At 57.1% G+C, this 15,979-nt stretch carries 16 protein-coding genes; 3 read left to right on the top strand and 13 right to left on the bottom strand.

The features are described 5' to 3' along the window. The first annotated feature begins 5 nt into the window (after positions 1 to 5). Positions 6 to 1,004, top strand: coding sequence for an ABC transporter substrate binding protein (locus ACQK2Q_RS03010; protein WP_425408273.1), 999 nt, complete (start codon positions 6 to 8; stop codon positions 1,002 to 1,004). Next, entirely contained in the window at positions 1,001 to 2,539 is a 1,539-nt protein-coding gene (locus ACQK2Q_RS03005) for a sensor histidine kinase (protein ID WP_425408272.1), read from the top strand. Before ACQK2Q_RS03010 ends, ACQK2Q_RS03005 begins: the two co-directional genes overlap by 4 nt. On the opposite strand, the gene ACQK2Q_RS03000 is transcribed toward ACQK2Q_RS03005, so the two are convergent. The 13 genes from ACQK2Q_RS03000 to ACQK2Q_RS02940 all read right to left on the bottom strand — a co-directional run bounded on the left by ACQK2Q_RS03000 (position 2,511) and on the right by ACQK2Q_RS02940 (position 15,310). After that, positions 2,511 to 3,905, bottom strand: coding sequence for a cytochrome P450 (locus ACQK2Q_RS03000; protein ID WP_425408271.1), 1,395 nt, complete (start codon positions 3,903 to 3,905; stop codon positions 2,511 to 2,513). The two genes, ACQK2Q_RS03005 and ACQK2Q_RS03000, sit on opposite strands and share 29 nt — an antisense overlap. Next, a complete protein-coding gene (locus ACQK2Q_RS02995; RefSeq protein ID WP_425408270.1) occupies positions 3,902 to 5,983 on the bottom strand; it encodes a TonB-dependent receptor plug domain-containing protein in 2,082 nt (693 codons plus the stop codon). Before ACQK2Q_RS02995 ends, ACQK2Q_RS03000 begins: the two co-directional genes overlap by 4 nt. Beyond that, entirely contained in the window at positions 5,964 to 6,926 is a 963-nt protein-coding gene (locus ACQK2Q_RS02990; RefSeq protein WP_425408269.1) for a response regulator, read from the bottom strand. Before ACQK2Q_RS02990 ends, ACQK2Q_RS02995 begins: the two co-directional genes overlap by 20 nt. Positions 6,927 to 7,092: 166 nt before the next feature. Continuing rightward, positions 7,093 to 9,051, bottom strand: a complete 1,959-nt coding sequence (locus ACQK2Q_RS02985) for a DUF3363 domain-containing protein (RefSeq protein ID WP_425408268.1) — start codon at positions 9,049 to 9,051, stop codon at positions 7,093 to 7,095. A 158-nt stretch (positions 9,052 to 9,209) separates the two neighbouring features. Then, entirely contained in the window at positions 9,210 to 9,725 is a 516-nt protein-coding gene (locus tag ACQK2Q_RS02980; RefSeq protein WP_425408267.1) for a S26 family signal peptidase, read from the bottom strand. Continuing rightward, complete coding sequence (locus ACQK2Q_RS02975; protein ID WP_425408266.1) at positions 9,722 to 9,970, bottom strand: helix-turn-helix domain-containing protein; 249 nt, start codon at positions 9,968 to 9,970, stop codon at positions 9,722 to 9,724. Before ACQK2Q_RS02975 ends, ACQK2Q_RS02980 begins: the two co-directional genes overlap by 4 nt. 219 nt (positions 9,971 to 10,189) lie before the next feature. Beyond that, positions 10,190 to 10,519 (bottom strand): DUF736 domain-containing protein, encoded by a 330-nt coding sequence (locus ACQK2Q_RS02970; RefSeq protein WP_425408265.1) that lies wholly within the window; start codon positions 10,517 to 10,519, stop codon positions 10,190 to 10,192. 419 nt (positions 10,520 to 10,938) lie between these two features. Continuing rightward, positions 10,939 to 12,633 (bottom strand): ParB/RepB/Spo0J family partition protein, encoded by a 1,695-nt coding sequence (locus ACQK2Q_RS02965; protein ID WP_425408264.1) that lies wholly within the window; start codon positions 12,631 to 12,633, stop codon positions 10,939 to 10,941. Between the two features lie 3 nt (positions 12,634 to 12,636). Beyond that, entirely contained in the window at positions 12,637 to 12,900 is a 264-nt protein-coding gene (locus tag ACQK2Q_RS02960; protein WP_425408263.1) for a hypothetical protein, read from the bottom strand. Beyond that, on the bottom strand, positions 12,897 to 13,922 hold the full coding sequence (locus tag ACQK2Q_RS02955) for an ArdC family protein (protein WP_425408262.1): 1,026 nt from the start codon (positions 13,920 to 13,922) through the stop codon (positions 12,897 to 12,899). The genes ACQK2Q_RS02960 and ACQK2Q_RS02955 overlap by 4 nt, the downstream gene beginning before the upstream one ends. Positions 13,923 to 14,368: 446 nt before the next feature. Beyond that, positions 14,369 to 14,743 (bottom strand): hypothetical protein, encoded by a 375-nt coding sequence (locus ACQK2Q_RS02950; protein WP_425408261.1) that lies wholly within the window; start codon positions 14,741 to 14,743, stop codon positions 14,369 to 14,371. Then, entirely contained in the window at positions 14,736 to 14,948 is a 213-nt protein-coding gene (locus tag ACQK2Q_RS02945; RefSeq protein ID WP_425408260.1) for a GDCCVxC domain-containing (seleno)protein, read from the bottom strand. The genes ACQK2Q_RS02950 and ACQK2Q_RS02945 overlap by 8 nt, the downstream gene beginning before the upstream one ends. Beyond that, positions 14,945 to 15,310, bottom strand: a complete 366-nt coding sequence (locus tag ACQK2Q_RS02940) for a mercuric transporter MerT family protein (RefSeq protein WP_425408259.1) — start codon at positions 15,308 to 15,310, stop codon at positions 14,945 to 14,947. The genes ACQK2Q_RS02945 and ACQK2Q_RS02940 overlap by 4 nt, the downstream gene beginning before the upstream one ends. Before the next feature lie 43 nt (positions 15,311 to 15,353). On the opposite strand from ACQK2Q_RS02940, the gene ACQK2Q_RS02935 reads away from it, so the two are divergent. Beyond that, the gene (locus ACQK2Q_RS02935) at positions 15,354 to 15,752 is read left to right on the top strand and encodes a MerR family transcriptional regulator (RefSeq protein WP_425408258.1); all 399 of its coding nucleotides are present in this window, start codon (positions 15,354 to 15,356) and stop codon (positions 15,750 to 15,752) included. Positions 15,753 to 15,979: the final 227 nt, after the last annotated feature.

Below are 15,979 nucleotides of genomic sequence, written 5' to 3'. Positions count from 1 at the left end.
ATGGGATGCGGGAACGCGAGAAAGCCGGCACGCCGGCGCCGGTTGAAAGGCGCGCATTGACCCGCCTTGTTGCGGGCTCGCTCCTCCTTGCGCTGGTAATTAGCGCCTTCTTCCCACCAGACGCCAGAGCGCAACAAGAACGCCCCGTCGAAGCAGTTATTCTTCGACCCGCCCCAAACCCCACATTCGATGAGATATTTAACGCCATTGAAATGGGCGTTCGGTCGCGGGAACCGACGCTTTCGATAACAGAGCGCCGGCTAAATTCGTTCGCATCGCCGCAAGCGATGCGAAACGGTATTTCTTCGGATGCGCCCGAGATTGTTTTCACGCTCGGCCGGCAAGCAGACGAATCCTATCGAAACAGCGGCCTGGAAATCCGCCAAGTGGTCGGCGGACTTGATATTGAGCCGGGACTGGGAAGCCGCGACGGCGTCTCCCTGACCGCCGATCCCGTCTTTCTGCTCAGCCGATTGAAGACGCTTATGCCGGAAAAACGGCGAATAATAGTCGTTTACGATCCCTCAAAAGACCGTTGGCTCATTGAGCGCGCCAAAGCGATATCGGCATCTATCGGGATTACAATCGTCGCCCATGAAGCCACGACACTCTCGGAAGCTTCAAACCACTACTGGAATATCCTGAAATACGGCAACTCCGAAACCGATGTTCTGTGGCTTCTTTCCAACCCGTCATTTGTCTCAAACAGCAATCTACCACGCCTCGTGGAAGAGAGCTGGCGGCGTAATTTTACGATCATCAGCAACAATATCGATCATGCGCGTCGCGGAGCGTTGATTGCTATTTATCCTGATCTTGAGGCGATGGGCGCCCAACTTGCCGATCAAGCCATCGCAATTTCTGAGAATCCTAACACGCGCCCGGAGGTCGAACCGCTCGGCGCAGTAAAATTTGCGGTCAATAAGCGGATTGCAAATCACTTGGACGTCAACATCTCGGCGCAGGATGAGCGATCCTTTGATCTCATCCTGGGGGAGCGATGAGCACGATGCTGAATCGCTTCCGCCAGATGCGAATTAGCCGTCAACTCTCCGTCACTGCCGGAGCCAGCATCATTTTATTCTCGATTACGCTGACGGCCATAACCTCGACTTTGATTTCACGTCAGCTCCGAGACAATGCTATAACTGACGCCCGACTGCAGACCGAGCAATTCGCTGAACGCTCTGTCTTCGCGTTTCTCGTAGAAGACTTGACGGTCGCGGAAGAGGCGATTGGGAGCATCACCGCATTCCCCAATATCGACGATGCGAGGCTGATTAGAGCCGACGGCGAGACGCTGGCAGGATACAACAATGGCCACGCCATCAATGACACGGACAACCCAATCCGTCATCTCACAGATATACGGGAGTCCTCTGAGTATTGGATTGTCGCCGCGCCGGTTCTGTCCTCTCCAGAACCCAACGATTTAGATAACGGATCGGTCAACGCGGAATATCTTGGTTCAGTTGTGCTGGCGTTCTCGAAATCGCCGGTGCGTGAAACTATTCGTACAATCTGGGTCATCAATGGTTTAGCGGGGTTAGCCGCCGCCGGCATATTCCTGGCACTATTATCCTTCCAGATGCGTGTGCTGACCGATCCATTGAGATCGCTAAGTTCAACGATGTCGAATGGCGGGCGTGACGCGCCGCGTAAGCGCGCCAGAATATTTGGATCCAAGGAGATTCAGGAAATCGCCGCGATCTATAACCAGCTTATGGATGAGATCGAGACATCCCAGGCTGCGCTAGAATCAGAAGTAGCGATCCGAACGCAGGAGCTAAAAACCGCCCGCGATGCAGCGTTTGCCGCCAACCGGCAGAAGTCCGAAATTATGGCCGCGGTTACCCACGAAATGAAAACGCCTTTACAGGCGATAATCGGCTATACGCAATTGACGCTAGAAGAGCTGGAATTCGCCGTCGAAGACGACGCCGCCCATCGCTCACGCGAACAACTTTCAAATATTCTCGGACGCGCGCATGAACTCCTAAACCGCATCACCCAGATGCTTGATCTGGCCCGCGCAGAAGCAGGAAAGTTCGACCTTAATCTGGTCGAAACCGACATCAGCGCACTGCTTCACGATGCCCAGAAGTCGATCCTGCCGCTTGCTGCAGAAAGGAACAACAAGTTCACTGCTGAAATCGACTGTCCGGCGCCTGTTTTGATTGACCGCGATAAGTTTCAGCAGATCGCGCTCAACCTTATGACGAACGCCTGCAAGTTTACGCACAATGGCGAGATTTACCTCAGATGCAAAGGTCGCCCCAACCGGCTATTGTTAGAAGTCGAAGACACGGGCGTCGGTATCGCTGAAAAGGATATTGATTCTGTCTTTGAACCTTTCCGCCAGGTCGATATGAGCGCCAGTCGCGCATTTGGCGGAACCGGGCTTGGCTTGGCTATCTCACGACAATTTGCAAAATTAATGGGTGGCGAGATTGATGTTCGCAGTGAGCTTGGTGCGGGGTCGGTATTTACAGCTAAAATTCCGCTACCAATTAAGATGGGCGCCTATGGCGCAAAATAAGTTGAATATCTCTGTCCGGCATAAGCGTCACGCCGACTTTATCGCCCACGGTTTGACCATCGACCAGTCTAAACTCAAATTTCTGCGCGCATCTTGCAATTGTCATTATCAATTCCATAAGCGCCAAATGCATACCGATGCACTTTCGCGCGCCGCCACCAAAGGGAAAAAACGCAAATTGGTGCTGCGGACTTTTACTTCCCGACTCAAACCGATCCGGACAGAATTTATCCGGTTCCTCCCAATACTCCGTCTGCCTATGCGTCACCGCGGGTGAAAGTATAACTGTTGCATTCTTTCTCAGAGGGCATCCCTGAACCGGTTTCGTTTCGCTGGACGCGCGCCGTTCCAAAGCGTAGGCCGGCGGCTTCAATCTTAATGTCTCCATTACAAATGCATGCGTGAAAGGTAATCGCTCAGCCTCATCAAAATCCGGAAAGTGCGATTCCGAAAGTTCTGATGCCTCCGCAGCAATTCGGTCCGCAAAGTTCGGATGCGACGCAAGATAATAGAATGCCCATACTAACGCATTTGCAGTCGTTTCTAAGCCGGCAAAAAAGAATGCTGTCGCCTCATCGCGCACTTCCTTCTCGCTTAATTGATCGCCATCTGACGACTTGAGCAAACGGAATTGATCGATGAGAGTTGAAGTAGCTTGGGCGGTGCTGCTTGTGATAGAATGGTCAACTATGTCGTTAAACTTTTTCAAGGCGTTCCTAAATTTTTTGCCTTGCGCAAGTTTTGAGTTCTGAAACGAGCCCCTTAGGACAAAACTTCGACAGAAGACACCAAACAAAGCCTCATTGATACTGGTCACGGCTTCGCTAGCGGCCTGCGCACGCTCCGACGACATATCTTCGCCAAACATGATCGTTGTCATGATATCGAGAATAAGGTGGTTGGCCTCTGTCGATATATTAACGACCGAACCTTCTGCACCTCTGTGACTCCATCTTTCAACCAACAAATCAACATTTGAGTTTATGATCGGACGCCATGCCCGAACTGATTTCTTCAAAAATAACGGCTGCAGCAGTTTGCGTTTTCGACGCCATTCAGCACCATTTTCTAGCGCTAACGAGTCACCAAACGCCGCCTTCATTGAGAATGTGAGAATCCCTTTCGTAAAGTCGGGCTCGCCTCTTGTCAGGACTTCTTTCACGCCGTCTGGCGAAGATACCAAACAGGCGTTTGAAGTCATTATTTTGAATTCAACTGGCCGATCATCTCGCTCGGCAAACCTTCTGAGCGATCCGATAAGATCATTCGCCAAAGCAGGAAGCTGGCCTAGGAATGGCCAGCCCTTTATAAAATATGGCCTGTCTCTTTCTGATGACGACCTAGTATTTTCGCTGGTACGCTTCACCTAGACACTCCAATTCGAGCAATAATCTTTCGACCTTCAAGGGGAATATCGTCAGTTGGAAAAATCAGATTCGGGCTGGGTTCGAGAGCCCGCTTGTCTAACAAATTCGTTGCAGCGACCCGCACAAAGAGACCCGTAATTTGCCGTGGTCTGTATTCCAATGACAAATTGGCGAGCATATATCCGTTTATAGGCGGGCGGATGTCTGATGCCGCACGAGAACGATTTCCGACATACTTGACGCCTATCAGGCCTGACCATTCGGACGTCATCATCCAGCGTCCTTCAGCATATAACAGGTGTTGCGGGACGCCGCTAACCCGTTGTCCTGAATCTCGAAGCTCAGCGCTTTGATAGGCATAGCTCGTTCTCACACTCACATTATCATTCATCTCCAATCGCCCATCGAGCTCAAAACCGGCCCCTCGTGTGCCGCTCGTGTTTTCGAAAGTCGGTATCCCGGTCACTGGAGAAGAGACGACCTCGATCAAGTCATTAGTCCAATAGGCATACCCTGTAACCGATGTTTCGAACGCGTCCGACCATCGCTTTTCCAAAACGATTTCCGCCGTATCTATCATTTCCGGCTCTAAGTTCTGGTTGCCTCTCGCGATTTGTCCCGATCCCTCTGTCTCCTCCAAAAACGTAGGCGCTCGGAATGCGCTTCCGTAAAGCGCCTTGACGGTAAGTGTTGGATTTGCGTTCCAAACTACAGATGCGCGTGGGTTGATCGTCAAGCCGAAATTGGAGAAATGGTCGAACCGAACGCCAAGCGTCACGGTCCAGTCCGGGGCCACTGACCATTCATCTTGCAAGAGTCCGAATACATTCGTTCTCGAATCAGCAAAGGCGTTCGGAAGCACGCCAAGCTCATCCGTTGTGAGAAAACCAGGCGCGGGCAATAACACCCCGCCGGGACCTTGGAGAAAGTTACGGCTGTCCACAATATTCGTGGCTTCTTGATATGTAACACCGAAACCAGCCTTTAGCTTGTGAGCATTTCCTGGCGCATACAGAATTTCGGCGCGCCCGCGATATTCCGTGAGGTCGAAATCGATTTGATTCAGTACGCCGTCCGGAAAAAAGCCAAATGCGCCCGGCGGGTTCGATTGAAAGAATGCCTTGAAATCCTCTCTGAAGAAGCTCGCCGTTGCCATCACCTCCAAATTCTCGGTGAGGGCTGTTTCGAAAGTTATATCCGAAGAAAACAGGTGAAGATCTCTTTCGCCGATTGGATCGAGCGCGAATGCGACGCCCGCGCCATTCTGGGCGTCTATGATGCCCTGATAAGCGGCGCGCCAGGTGAAGCTGTCTCCAAAGCGAAAATCGCTTCGCGCGTTGATATCGGTTCTACCAAGGCTAATGCCGCCAGGCGCTAATGACGCGCTCGTGCTAAACAGTTGGTCGAGGAAAGTCTGCACGTCGGCCTGCACGATTGGATCGTCGCCATTCGTCGTTTGCACTTCGAAAGAAAGCGCCGCTTCAAATCCGTCTCGAATTATTCCGCTTTGAATCCAGCCTCCATAGGTGCTGAAACTTCCACCCAATGCGCCGACCGAGAAAGGTCCGATTTCCTGAGCAGTCTTCGTAATAATATTTATCGTGCCGGCAAAAGCATCCGCGCCATAAAGTGCTGAGCCCGGGCCCCGTACGATTTCAATGCGGGAGATATTTTGAACTGGTAAAGTCCAACCGAGCGGCCTGCCGCCCTGCACGGCGTCGCCGATGGGTGCGCCGTTGATCATAACCAAAACGTGTGGGTTTACTTCCGACGCTATGGATCGAATTACATATATGCTGTCATGCGCCCGGTTTTTTGATATGTGCAAACCGGTTACGGTAGCAAGCACTTCTTCTATTCTGGTCGCGCCGAGCGCTTCAATGTCCTTCGCAGTTATTACTGTCGCGACGGCTGGCGCTTCTGAGATCGGCTGCTCGTAACCGACCGCCAAACTGAACATTTGATCCCCGCCAAGCGATTGGACCAAGTCATTTTCCTGCGCGAGCACTTGTCCAGGCAGCAAAGCCATAAACGCTGCGGAAATTGCTTTCTTTGAATTATTTATCTTGTACGTCATTCAACACCTCCACCCATTCATCGTCGGTTAAATCTTGCGGCGCGCCGGCAAGCATGGCGTCCAGCTGCATTGCAGCCCCGGACGTATTTCCCTGGCGCAAGCTGATTGATGCGGCGGTCGCCCGATGTGCGTTCTCGCGCGCGGCGGCGCGCATTTCATCGATTTCCCTGTCAGCGCGCGCCAGCGCCATTTCCTGAAACAGGCTTCGACAGAGCGCGCGAAGCACATTGATGTCGAATGGTTTCTCAACGAACTCATTGGCGCCGAGCAGCATCAGGTTTGAATGACGGCTTTGCGAAGCGTGCGCGGTGACAATGATGACTGGTTGTTTCGGATTGACAGCGAGAATTTCCTTGAGCACTTCCTCTCCAGGCAACGCCGGCAACATGAGATCAAGCAGGACAAGATCGTGGCGCTTTTCTTTCCATGCCGTGAGGCCGTCCGCGCCATTGACGGCGATTTGGACCTTGTAGTCGGCGTCGAGCGCGCGCCGGGCGGTTTCGGCGGCGTCCGGGTCGTCTTCAATGATCAGGACGCTGGACCGCCGCCGCTGATCGATCGCGGCCTGAACGATGCGAGGGATCGCATCGGGTTCGGACAGCGAAGCCGTTGCAGCGTTCAGGCTTTTCGCGATGGCGTCGAACCCGGCGCTTGGGGCGCCTCGATGAAGAACTACTATCGGCAGAGCGGGGGCGCAAAAGCGTCCTGAGCGGATGATCTTGGCAAGACGCCAGCAGTCGCAATCCTCCAGCTGATCCTGAATGACCACGCAGTGGAACGGCCTGCGGCGCAGCCGGTCGATAAGCGCGCGTCCGGTCTCGCAATAAATCATCTTGAATCGCTCTCCCCAAAATGCTGCGGAGGCAGGCGCGGCAAGCGGCCTTAAAATGTCGGAGGCGACGATAATCGCCTGCTTGGTATCCTTTAATGGTGCAGGAACCATGCTACCCCCTGCCCGAAACAAGACTGTGGAAATTTTTGTAAAAGAAAGCGATTTGATCAAGTATTCTGAAGCAGAACCTCCAATCGAGGTGCGCCGCTTTCCTGTTAAACTTGTGTTTTTCGCGCTGGCGAATAGATGACATTTCTGTGATCGGCATGACTGTCTCCTAGCGGCCCGGTCCGCTGCGCGTTCGCCCGAAATTCCAGTTGACGCGCCCGCGCTCCATGACGCCCTCGATGAGCCGGCCCCTGCGCGCCTCCATGACCGGCCGCCACGGGACCAGCGTAAACTCCTTCGATTTTTCGAGCACCGCGAAACGCCCAGTTGGAAGATCAAGCCGCTCGGTGAAGCGGCCCTTGATGGGCTCTCCATCTTCGCTTGGAATAAATGTCTTTCCGAGTTTCCGGCCAAGCGTTTCAGCGTGCGCATTCATGGCGGCGGCGCAGCGCGCCGCGAGCTTGTCCTGATCGATGGAAAAGCCGTTTTCTTTTTCCTGCGCCAATCCTTGCGCCAGAAGCCAGTTGCGGCGCGTCGCAAGCGCCTTCTGAACTGCACCGCCAAACCCAAGCGCGCCGTGAGTGTCTTCGCCCTTCTCTATGGCGTCATCGAGAAAGGTCCGCACCGGCGCCGTCGTCAGCGCATCAAGCCCGACCCACGACAATGTCCGCAGCCGCGCTGGCGCCTTCGCCGCTTCAAACTGCGCTGTGCGTTCAACAAAATCACCCGGAATGCGCCATGTCCCATCGGCCAGGCGCTCGCCGATGCCGGCCCGCCGCAACGCTTCAAGGCGGCGCTTGTGGGCAAGGCGGTATTCGGGGCTGGCGGAAGGATCGTTGCGCGCGTGCAATCCGTCTGAATACATCCCGTCATAGAGCGCGGCGATTTCAGCGATGGTGCGGTCGGATTTGCGCGGCGCCGCTGGGGCCAGCGAGGCTTCGACTATCGCGCCCTCGGGCGGCGCCGTTCCGGGAGCGCCATCAAAGGCCACATGCCATTGGTTTCCATCGGCGCCGTCGAGCGCCAAAAAGCGCCGGTCGTGCGCGTCGTCCGCAGCGCCTTCCCCGACCACGCGCCCGACGATGCGCGGCGGCGACCCTGCAACTCCGAACTCACGCAATTTCGCGGGCTCGAACTGCAGCCCCATGGCCGCGCCCATGGAGCGAATAATATCGCCGCGACGGCCCGATTCCTGCAGCGTTTCTTCGAGGTCCGGCGCGAGCCGCCAGCCGTCTTTTTCGCGCGCAGCGAGGCGCATCTTTTCGAGCGTTCTGAGGCGCGCCAAAAGCAGCTTTGTTTGAAATCGCTCATAAGCTGTCCGCCCTCGTGACGGCGCCACCACGCCGTCTATGGCCGCTGCACACAGCTTGCGGTCGAGCGACGTGAAGCGCTCCTTGTCGATTTCCGCGTGGCGGCTGCGGGCGATATCGAGATCGCGTCGCGGCCCCAATTCGAGCGTCGCAATTTCCTCGGCGCGCTTGCGAAACCCGTGAGTGATATAGTCCCGCGCGATGACGAGATCGCGGCCCTGATCGTCGCGCCCGCGCAGTACGATATGAACATGAGGGTGGTCGGTGTCGTGATGGTTGACCGCAACCCAGTCGAGGCCCGTGCCAAGATCGCGCTCCGCCGCCGCCATGACGGCGCGTGTGTAGCCGTTGAGATCGTCGAGTTCCCCCGCGTCTTCCGGCGACAGGATGATCCGGAATTGATGGCGGTCGCCGCGCCCTTCCTCCAAAAACGCCTTGCCGTCCGCTTGATCGCGATCCGGACCGTAGAGCTTGCCCGGCGCGCCATCTCGCTCGGCGCCGTCGCGCTGGATATACCGCAAATGCGCACGCGCCTTGCCGAGGCCGTTGGCGCCGAGGCGGACCGAACGGATCTTGACGGCGGCGCGCCGCATGTGAGGGCGAGCGAACGCCCGCCCGTTCGCAATGAACGCCGCGCCGAGCCCGGCGCCGCGGCCGATCTGCGCGCCCATAAAACGCGTCCGGCCGCGCCGCGCGAAGACGCCGGGCCGCGCTTTCTCCATGGTCGCGTAAAGCCGCGCCAGATAGCGCTTGGAGGCCTTGCCGCCCTGGGCGCGAATGCGCCCCAGACGCGGCTGGAAATCACTGTCAGCGCGCATGTCGCATCCGCCGCATTTTGGCGCCGCCACCGTCAAAACGGCGCCGCCTAAAAAGATGTGCAGACAAGGGCTTAGCCGCATAGCGGCGCCGCCCCTTTAATCTTGCCCTCCACGCCTTCTTCCGTACCCGTCTCATCTCTTCATTCCATTTCCTGAAATTAGTTCCGCTCGCCCCGCGTCCAGACGGGACGCGCGACGCCGATCACGAGAGCGGTTTTGGTCGACCCGAAATACCGCCCATCCAGGGACTGGGCGTGATCATTGAGAAGAAAGATTTCATCGGCTTTGAGGGTTTTGCAGCCGCTCCAGACCGGTAGCGTGCGGCCCTCGGAATCGCGGAGCAACGCATGGGCGACAACAGCGCCGTCAATTGAAATAGTGTTTTCGTTACGGCAAATCCGAGCGCCGGAACGGGCCGCGACACGTTTCAAAAGCGGCGTCGCCGGCGGCAGATAACCGCGTTCGTCGATCAGCGCCTGCATGCGCGGCGTCGGCGCTACAATGACGAAATCGCCGCGCTCAAGACTCTCACGCGATACTGAATAAAGCCCAATGGGCGCGCTGGCGCTGGCGTTCCAGACGAAGCGCGGCGCAAACTCGGCGGCGCTTGCAACGCCGAGCGCAGCAACCGCGACAGCGCCGATGATGAAAGGTTTCTTGCGGCCCGTTTTCATGATTGCCCAGCCGCTCTGTCGCGATCCGGCGCCCCGGCGCCGCCGGTCGACGTGTATTTGCGTCCCTGCGACCAGCCGTCGAGATCGGCGCGATGATAGAGAATGCGGTTGCCGTGTTTGCGATAGACAGGGCCGCCGCCGTAAATCCGGTAATATTCGAGCGTTCGTTCGCTTAATCTCAAATATTGCGCCGCTTCCGCTGCATAGAGAAACGGGCTTTCGGGGCTCTTTTGCGTCCCGGTCATCATCCATCGCCTTTCCGCGAAGCGTCTTGCTCGCCGCTTAACGGGAGGTCGTGCAACCAATCCCACGAAGGCCACAATGAACGGACGAAGGGCGCGCGCCCAGAGTCGAATATCCGAGGGTGAGAATTCGACTCATTTGCGATGCGGAAACGGTTCCGGATAATGAAAACCCCCGCGCGGAAATTCCGCGCGGGGGCGTTGTTGCAGTGGAAGCTCGCGTTAGTTTTGCGGATTCCAGAGAATGGCGAGCACGCGCTCGTCTTCCTGTCCGGCGGCGCGGGCGAGATTCGCGAAAACGCGTTTCTCGCCAAAGGCCGGATGCGCGAAGGTGAGCGAGACATAAGGCTTGCCGGAGTTTTTCCCGACGCGGTTCCAGCCGCCGCCGATCTCATTGCCGCGCGCAGCATATATGCGGAAATCGGGCTGGCGCTCGTTTTCCTTCGCCTCGTTGGGAACGATTGTGATCTTCGTGTTCAAGGTCATCATCGCCAGCGTGCCTTCAAAGCCGCCATTCTCGCGCTTCGTTACGGTTCCAAGTGATTGAGCCATCTTTTCGTCTCCTTATTGCTTGGCCGGAGAACCATTCCCCGGCCTGACGCGAAACGATGAGAACGGCGCGCCGGGCCGCCTGAACCCCTCTTTTACTTTTGGGGGCCGAAGCGAAGCGGAGGACCGGCGGGGGCGGATTTTTTGTTTCGCGATGAATGGCGCAGCCAGAGGAAAAAATCCGCCAACGCCGGTTTCGGGCGGGCCGGTCGTCGTTCAGTTTCGCTTGGATAAAGGCCGGGAATGGTTGTCGTCGCTCAAGCGAAATCGCGGGAGACGAATGGCGTTAGAAACGCAGGACCGGCAACGCGCGAATTGAAGGCGGCGCTGATTGAAGGCGTGATTTTGATGATCTGAATATCACGGCCATAGGTTCCAAAATGACGAGGCGAAGCGCGAAATGCGCTCCGCCCCATGATCGCCTAGCCCGCAAAAAGCGGCGCGATTTTTTCGGCGTGTTTGACTGCGCCGGGCTTTCCGGTATCGCCATAGGAAAGCGCCGGAAACTGCAGCCAGCGCGGACGCCAGTTCGGCGTTTTTTCGCGCCCGTTCCGTCCGTCGAGGCAGTCGCGAATGATCGCTTTCTGGGCTTTCGCCGTCGCATCGCTGTTCGCCTTTGCAACGCTATCGCCTGCAATGTCGGCGAGCATGGCGTTGGTCATGTTTTTGTCGCGCAAAAGCTCGAAAAACGCGTCGTCGGGCGTCATCCAATCGGCGATATCGATAGGAATGACCGCCGCGAGACAGTCCACAGCCTCGTGACCGGCGGCGATGATTTCCGCCGTGACGAAAGTCAGAATACGGGCGATGTCGGCGTCCGAAAGCGTCATCATTTTCGCGAAAACGCAAGCCAATCGCCAGCCATCTTCATTGCCGCCCGTGATAAAGGACGGCTCTTCAAGATCGAGCAATTGGCCTATTTCGGCGCGCTCTTTCTCAAATGTTTTTTGTCCTTTCGACGCCGCAACGCTCGCCGCCGTTTCCTCTTTCCGCGTCGCCTGTCTGTCGGGCTGGCAGCGAATATTCGGCGCGCCCGCGATCAGATGCGCCGCAAGCAAACGCAGCGCAATTTGAGAATGTTTCAAGAGTACGGCGCGCGCGGCGGCGTGGCGGTGAAGGTCCATATAATTCTCCAAAGGCGCTGAGCATTCGGGCCGTTCGGCGCGCGCTTTTTCTTTCGCCGCGTGGGTTTTCCGCCGGGGCGCATAGCCCTTGATGAACGCCACTTCGCCGGAATGGCGCACTTCGATGAACACTTCCCCGCCTTGCTTTTTGGGGCGTTGATCGTACTCCCATGAATGGAAAAACTCTCCGCGCGGCAGGATCGTCACCTTACTCCAGCCGCTCCCAATCAGCTTCTCGCGCTCGGCCTCAATGGCGGCTTCCTGACGGGCCCAAAACTTCTCGGCGTCAGCGAATACCGAACGCTCGCCAAACAAATCCTCGAAAATGTCGCCGTCATAATCTTCCAATGAAAAGAGCGCGGCGCCGGTTTCGATCTCGCCGCCGCCCAACAGCCAGCGCTTTAACGCGGGCCCACGCGGCGCGCGCATGTCCGCCGATTTGAACATTTCGAACCATTCGCGCTGTTTTGCAACGCTCGCGAGGGTGAGCGCGGTGATGCTGGCCCCGTCGATCTCGTCCTCTGCATAGGCCTTGCGGATGCCGGGAATGAGGTTCGCCAATGCGAGGCGGCGCTTCACGGTGAGTTCCGTCACCCCGAATATGCGGGCGATCTCCTCAACGCTCTTGCCTTTGTCATTCAATTTTTTGAACGCCTCGAATTCCTGCATTTCGTCGGGTTCGAGGCGCGCGGTGTTTTCAAGAATCGAGGCCTCCACGGCGGCGGCGTCATCGCTCTGGCTAAGCACCCTGCAAGGCAAATCGCGCGCCTCGCCGGTCTCGATTGCGATTGCTTTCGAGGCCAGAAATCGCCGCCGTCCGGCGACGATTTCGAAATGATTTTCCTTCCCGTTGGGACGCACGAGCAGCGGCACCAATACGCCGCGTTCGCGGATCGACGGCAATATATCGTCGAGATATGGCTTTTTGCGCGACGCCCTCATATTGAGCGCCGAGACCGCCAATTGGTCGAGCGGGATTGTTTGCAATTCCATCTTTCATTCTCCTGTTGCTGATGGTTTGGGATTGCGCGCCGCCTCGCGGTCGATACGGCGCAATTCATCGACAAGGTCGATCTGGCGCCGGGATTCCAAGTCGAAGAGTCCCATGTCGCAGCTTTTTTGCGCGGTGCGGGGCGCCATGGGCGCCGCCGCGAGAACCGCCAGCCGGTCGCGCAAAGTGATCGGCGCGACGCCGCGCATCAGCGTTTGCGTTCCGGCCTCCGTTTCTTCGGCTTCCGGCTTCTCGTCACGCGCGCTCATGGGTTGCGCTCGGTCATCGCCGTCGATCCCGCAGGCGCATTCGTTTCAAAGGCCAGAATGAAATCCGCCGCTTTGGAGGCGAGCGAGGCCGCGTTGAAAATCGCGCGGTTGTCCTCTTTCAAAACCTCAAGCCATGCGCCCAGATAATCTGCATGGCGCACGGTCGGCGTGATGGAAAGCGAGGCGCAAACAAACGCGCTCGCCAGTTCGGCGACCAGTTCTTCCCTTGCATAGCTGTGCGATCCGTAACGGCCTTTGAATTCGCGGTTCAAACGCGAGGCGTGGCCGGTCCAGTGGCCAAGCTCGTGAAAGCAAGTGCGATAATAATTGATCTGTTCAAAGAAGGCCGGTTGCGGCGGGACGCGGATGAAATCCTGTGAAGGCACGTAGAACGCCCTGTCGCCACCGATCCGGAAATCGGCGCCGGTCGCCTTGATAAGGTTTTCCGCGCGCGGGATCGCATCGCATTCCGGCAGGGGCTTGGCGCCCGCCGTCAGTTCCGGCGGCAGCCCTTCGCATTGCGCGGCGTTAAAGACCGTATAGCGTTTGAGGAAAGGCACGAAAGCGGCGTCGCCGCCCTCTTTCTCGACTCTGACTTGCTCGTCTTTCGGAATAAATTTGTCAGCGTAGACGACCATCGAGCCGCGCTCGCCCTTCATGACTGAGCCGCCGAGCGCTTTCGCCTGACGAAAGGTCAGCCATGTCTGGCCGGAAAAGCCGTTTTCGATGGCGGCGCCCCAGAGCAACAGAATGTTGATGCCGGAATAGGCGCGGCCCGTCTGAGCATTCTTCGGCAGGCCTGCGGCAATCGTCGCCGCTTCGCCTCGGTTTGCCCAAGGCTGCGCCCATGGAAAGCGTCCGGCTTCCAGTTCCTTCACGATCTTCGCCGTTACCTCTGTATAAAGATCGGCGCCCGGCTTTCTCTTGCCGGAACGCGCGCGCGGCTTCGCGCCGGTGTTCGCCGCGTTCTTTCGCTGGGCGGCGCGGCTGGGCGCATCGGTTGCGGTTTCAAGTGATGTCATGGCTGCTCGCTCCTTGCCTTCCCGCCCGCAAATTCCCCCGGGACGGCGGGGGCGGCGGAAACGGGGCGAGCAACAGCGCCGGGCATAGGAGGCCGGGGCGCAACCGGTTTGGTAGGATGAAAAAAACAACGAAGACGGATTAAGTGCCAAAGCGGTTGCGGCGCGGCCGCCCGGCGCTATTCGCCCCGTCTTCCGTTCCGCCGCCCCCGCTGTCCCGAGGGGAATGTCTAAAAAGCCGCGGGGCGGAGCCTCGCGTCCTTATCCCGCGCGGATGCGCGGGCCTGCGGCTGGGATCGTCACCGGCACGGCGAAGACGACGAATTCATCTTTTGAATTTGTCGGCTTCGGGCCGCCAATCACCCATGATTGGCGCGCCTAGAGCCCGGCGCCGTCAGGCGGCCGCCGTAACACTTAAAATGCGCTAAGAGACCCGATGTCCACGGCGTTCAGTTCACATATTTTCCAAAGATCGGCTCGGTCAGATAGGTAAGGAGCGCGAGCGCGAGCGTTCCCCATACAATAATAATAAGCCCATCGGCGCCAAACGAAACGATCCCAAAGCCGACCAGCAAGACGCCGGCGCCGCCAGCGATAAAGATCGGTCCGGAATAATAACAATGTCGTCTTCGACATCGTGTTGCGTTTAATACACACGCAAGACCCATCCAGAAAAACGAGCCGCTCATCATCATGATGATGACCGGAAAAGGAACAAGCCCGCTCATAAAGTTCGTTGAAAACAAAATCGCCAGCGGCAGACCCCACGACCAGAAGAACGGAAGTGCGCGCGCGGCGTGATCATTTCTCGTTTCATCAACCACAACACGCTGCTCCCAATTGTATCGGCGGACATTTCACATCGCCATAAGAGCAATACACACAGCAGTCGCCCGGCTTCGGTTTCAGGACGGCGCCGCACCCCTCGCATTCGTAAAACCACTGACATGCATCAGTCGGCATTTCGTCGGTAGACTGATGTCTGCATAGAGGACAGGTGATGGTCGATTTTGAGATGACGTCGCTCATTGATTCACCCAGCGAAGCAATTGAGGTTCATAGAACGGCATGACGTAGGCGGCGACTATAAGCGCCGCCGCAAGGGCGAGCGTAATCACAACACGTTTGCCAGGCCGCCGCCCTTTCCAGAACGCCGCGACAATCGCCACGGCGAGCAGAACGACCGCCGCGTCCATGAAATAGTGTTGAAACCGCGCAAAGAAAGCGAGCTTGCCGACAAGCGCCGCGCTGACGCCAAGATTGATCAGGATGAGCGGCAATATGCAACACGACGCGCCGATGAACGCTCCTAGCCCCGAAAGGGCCCCGCCGCCGGCGATCCATCCGCCTTTTCTGCGCGCTTTCGTCTTGTTTTGGTCTTCACCTGTCACGCCGTTGATCGTAAATTCTGTAGTCGCTACAGGATCAAGGGTGATGGACCAATTTAATCTGACAATCGGGAAGCTGAGCGATCAAACCGGCGTGAAGATCGAGACCATCCGCTATTACGAAAAAATCGGATTGATGCCGGCGCCGCCGCGGACGGAAAGCGGTCGCAGGCTGTATGACGGCGCCCTCGCCGACCGGCTTTGCTTCATCCGGCGCGGACGCGAACTCGGGTTTTCACTCGATGACATCCGCGCGCTCCTGGGGCTGGAGGATCGAAAACCGACTTGCGCGGAAGTCTTTGAAATCACCTCCACGCATGTGGAGATGATCCGCACGAAGATAGCGGACCTGAAAAAGCTCGAACGCACCCTTTCGACGGTCGCCAAAGGCTGCAGCCGTAACAGGACGCCCGATTGCGCGATCATCAAGACCTTGTTCTCGTGAGCGTGGCGCCCTGTTTGGGTGATGTTTTGAAACCGGATTGCCGGCTCTGATGGTCAGCGGCTTTTCTCGCCTTTTTCTGCGTCACACGACGCGCACTAGGCCCGCTCCTCTTTGAAGGCGTGGCGAGCGGATAGCTTTAATAATTTACTACTTTATTGGTATTAAACCCCTGTGATAGGATTTTTCTAAACTTGGCTCTTGTCAAAACTTTGAATTTATCCTAATTT

This window comes from Hyphococcus sp., assembly GCF_965228385.1.
Classification (GTDB): Bacteria; Pseudomonadota; Alphaproteobacteria; order Caulobacterales; family Parvularculaceae; genus Hyphococcus.
The sequence above is the reverse complement of the archived record's forward strand: the minus strand, read 5'-3'. Positions and strand labels throughout refer to the sequence as shown.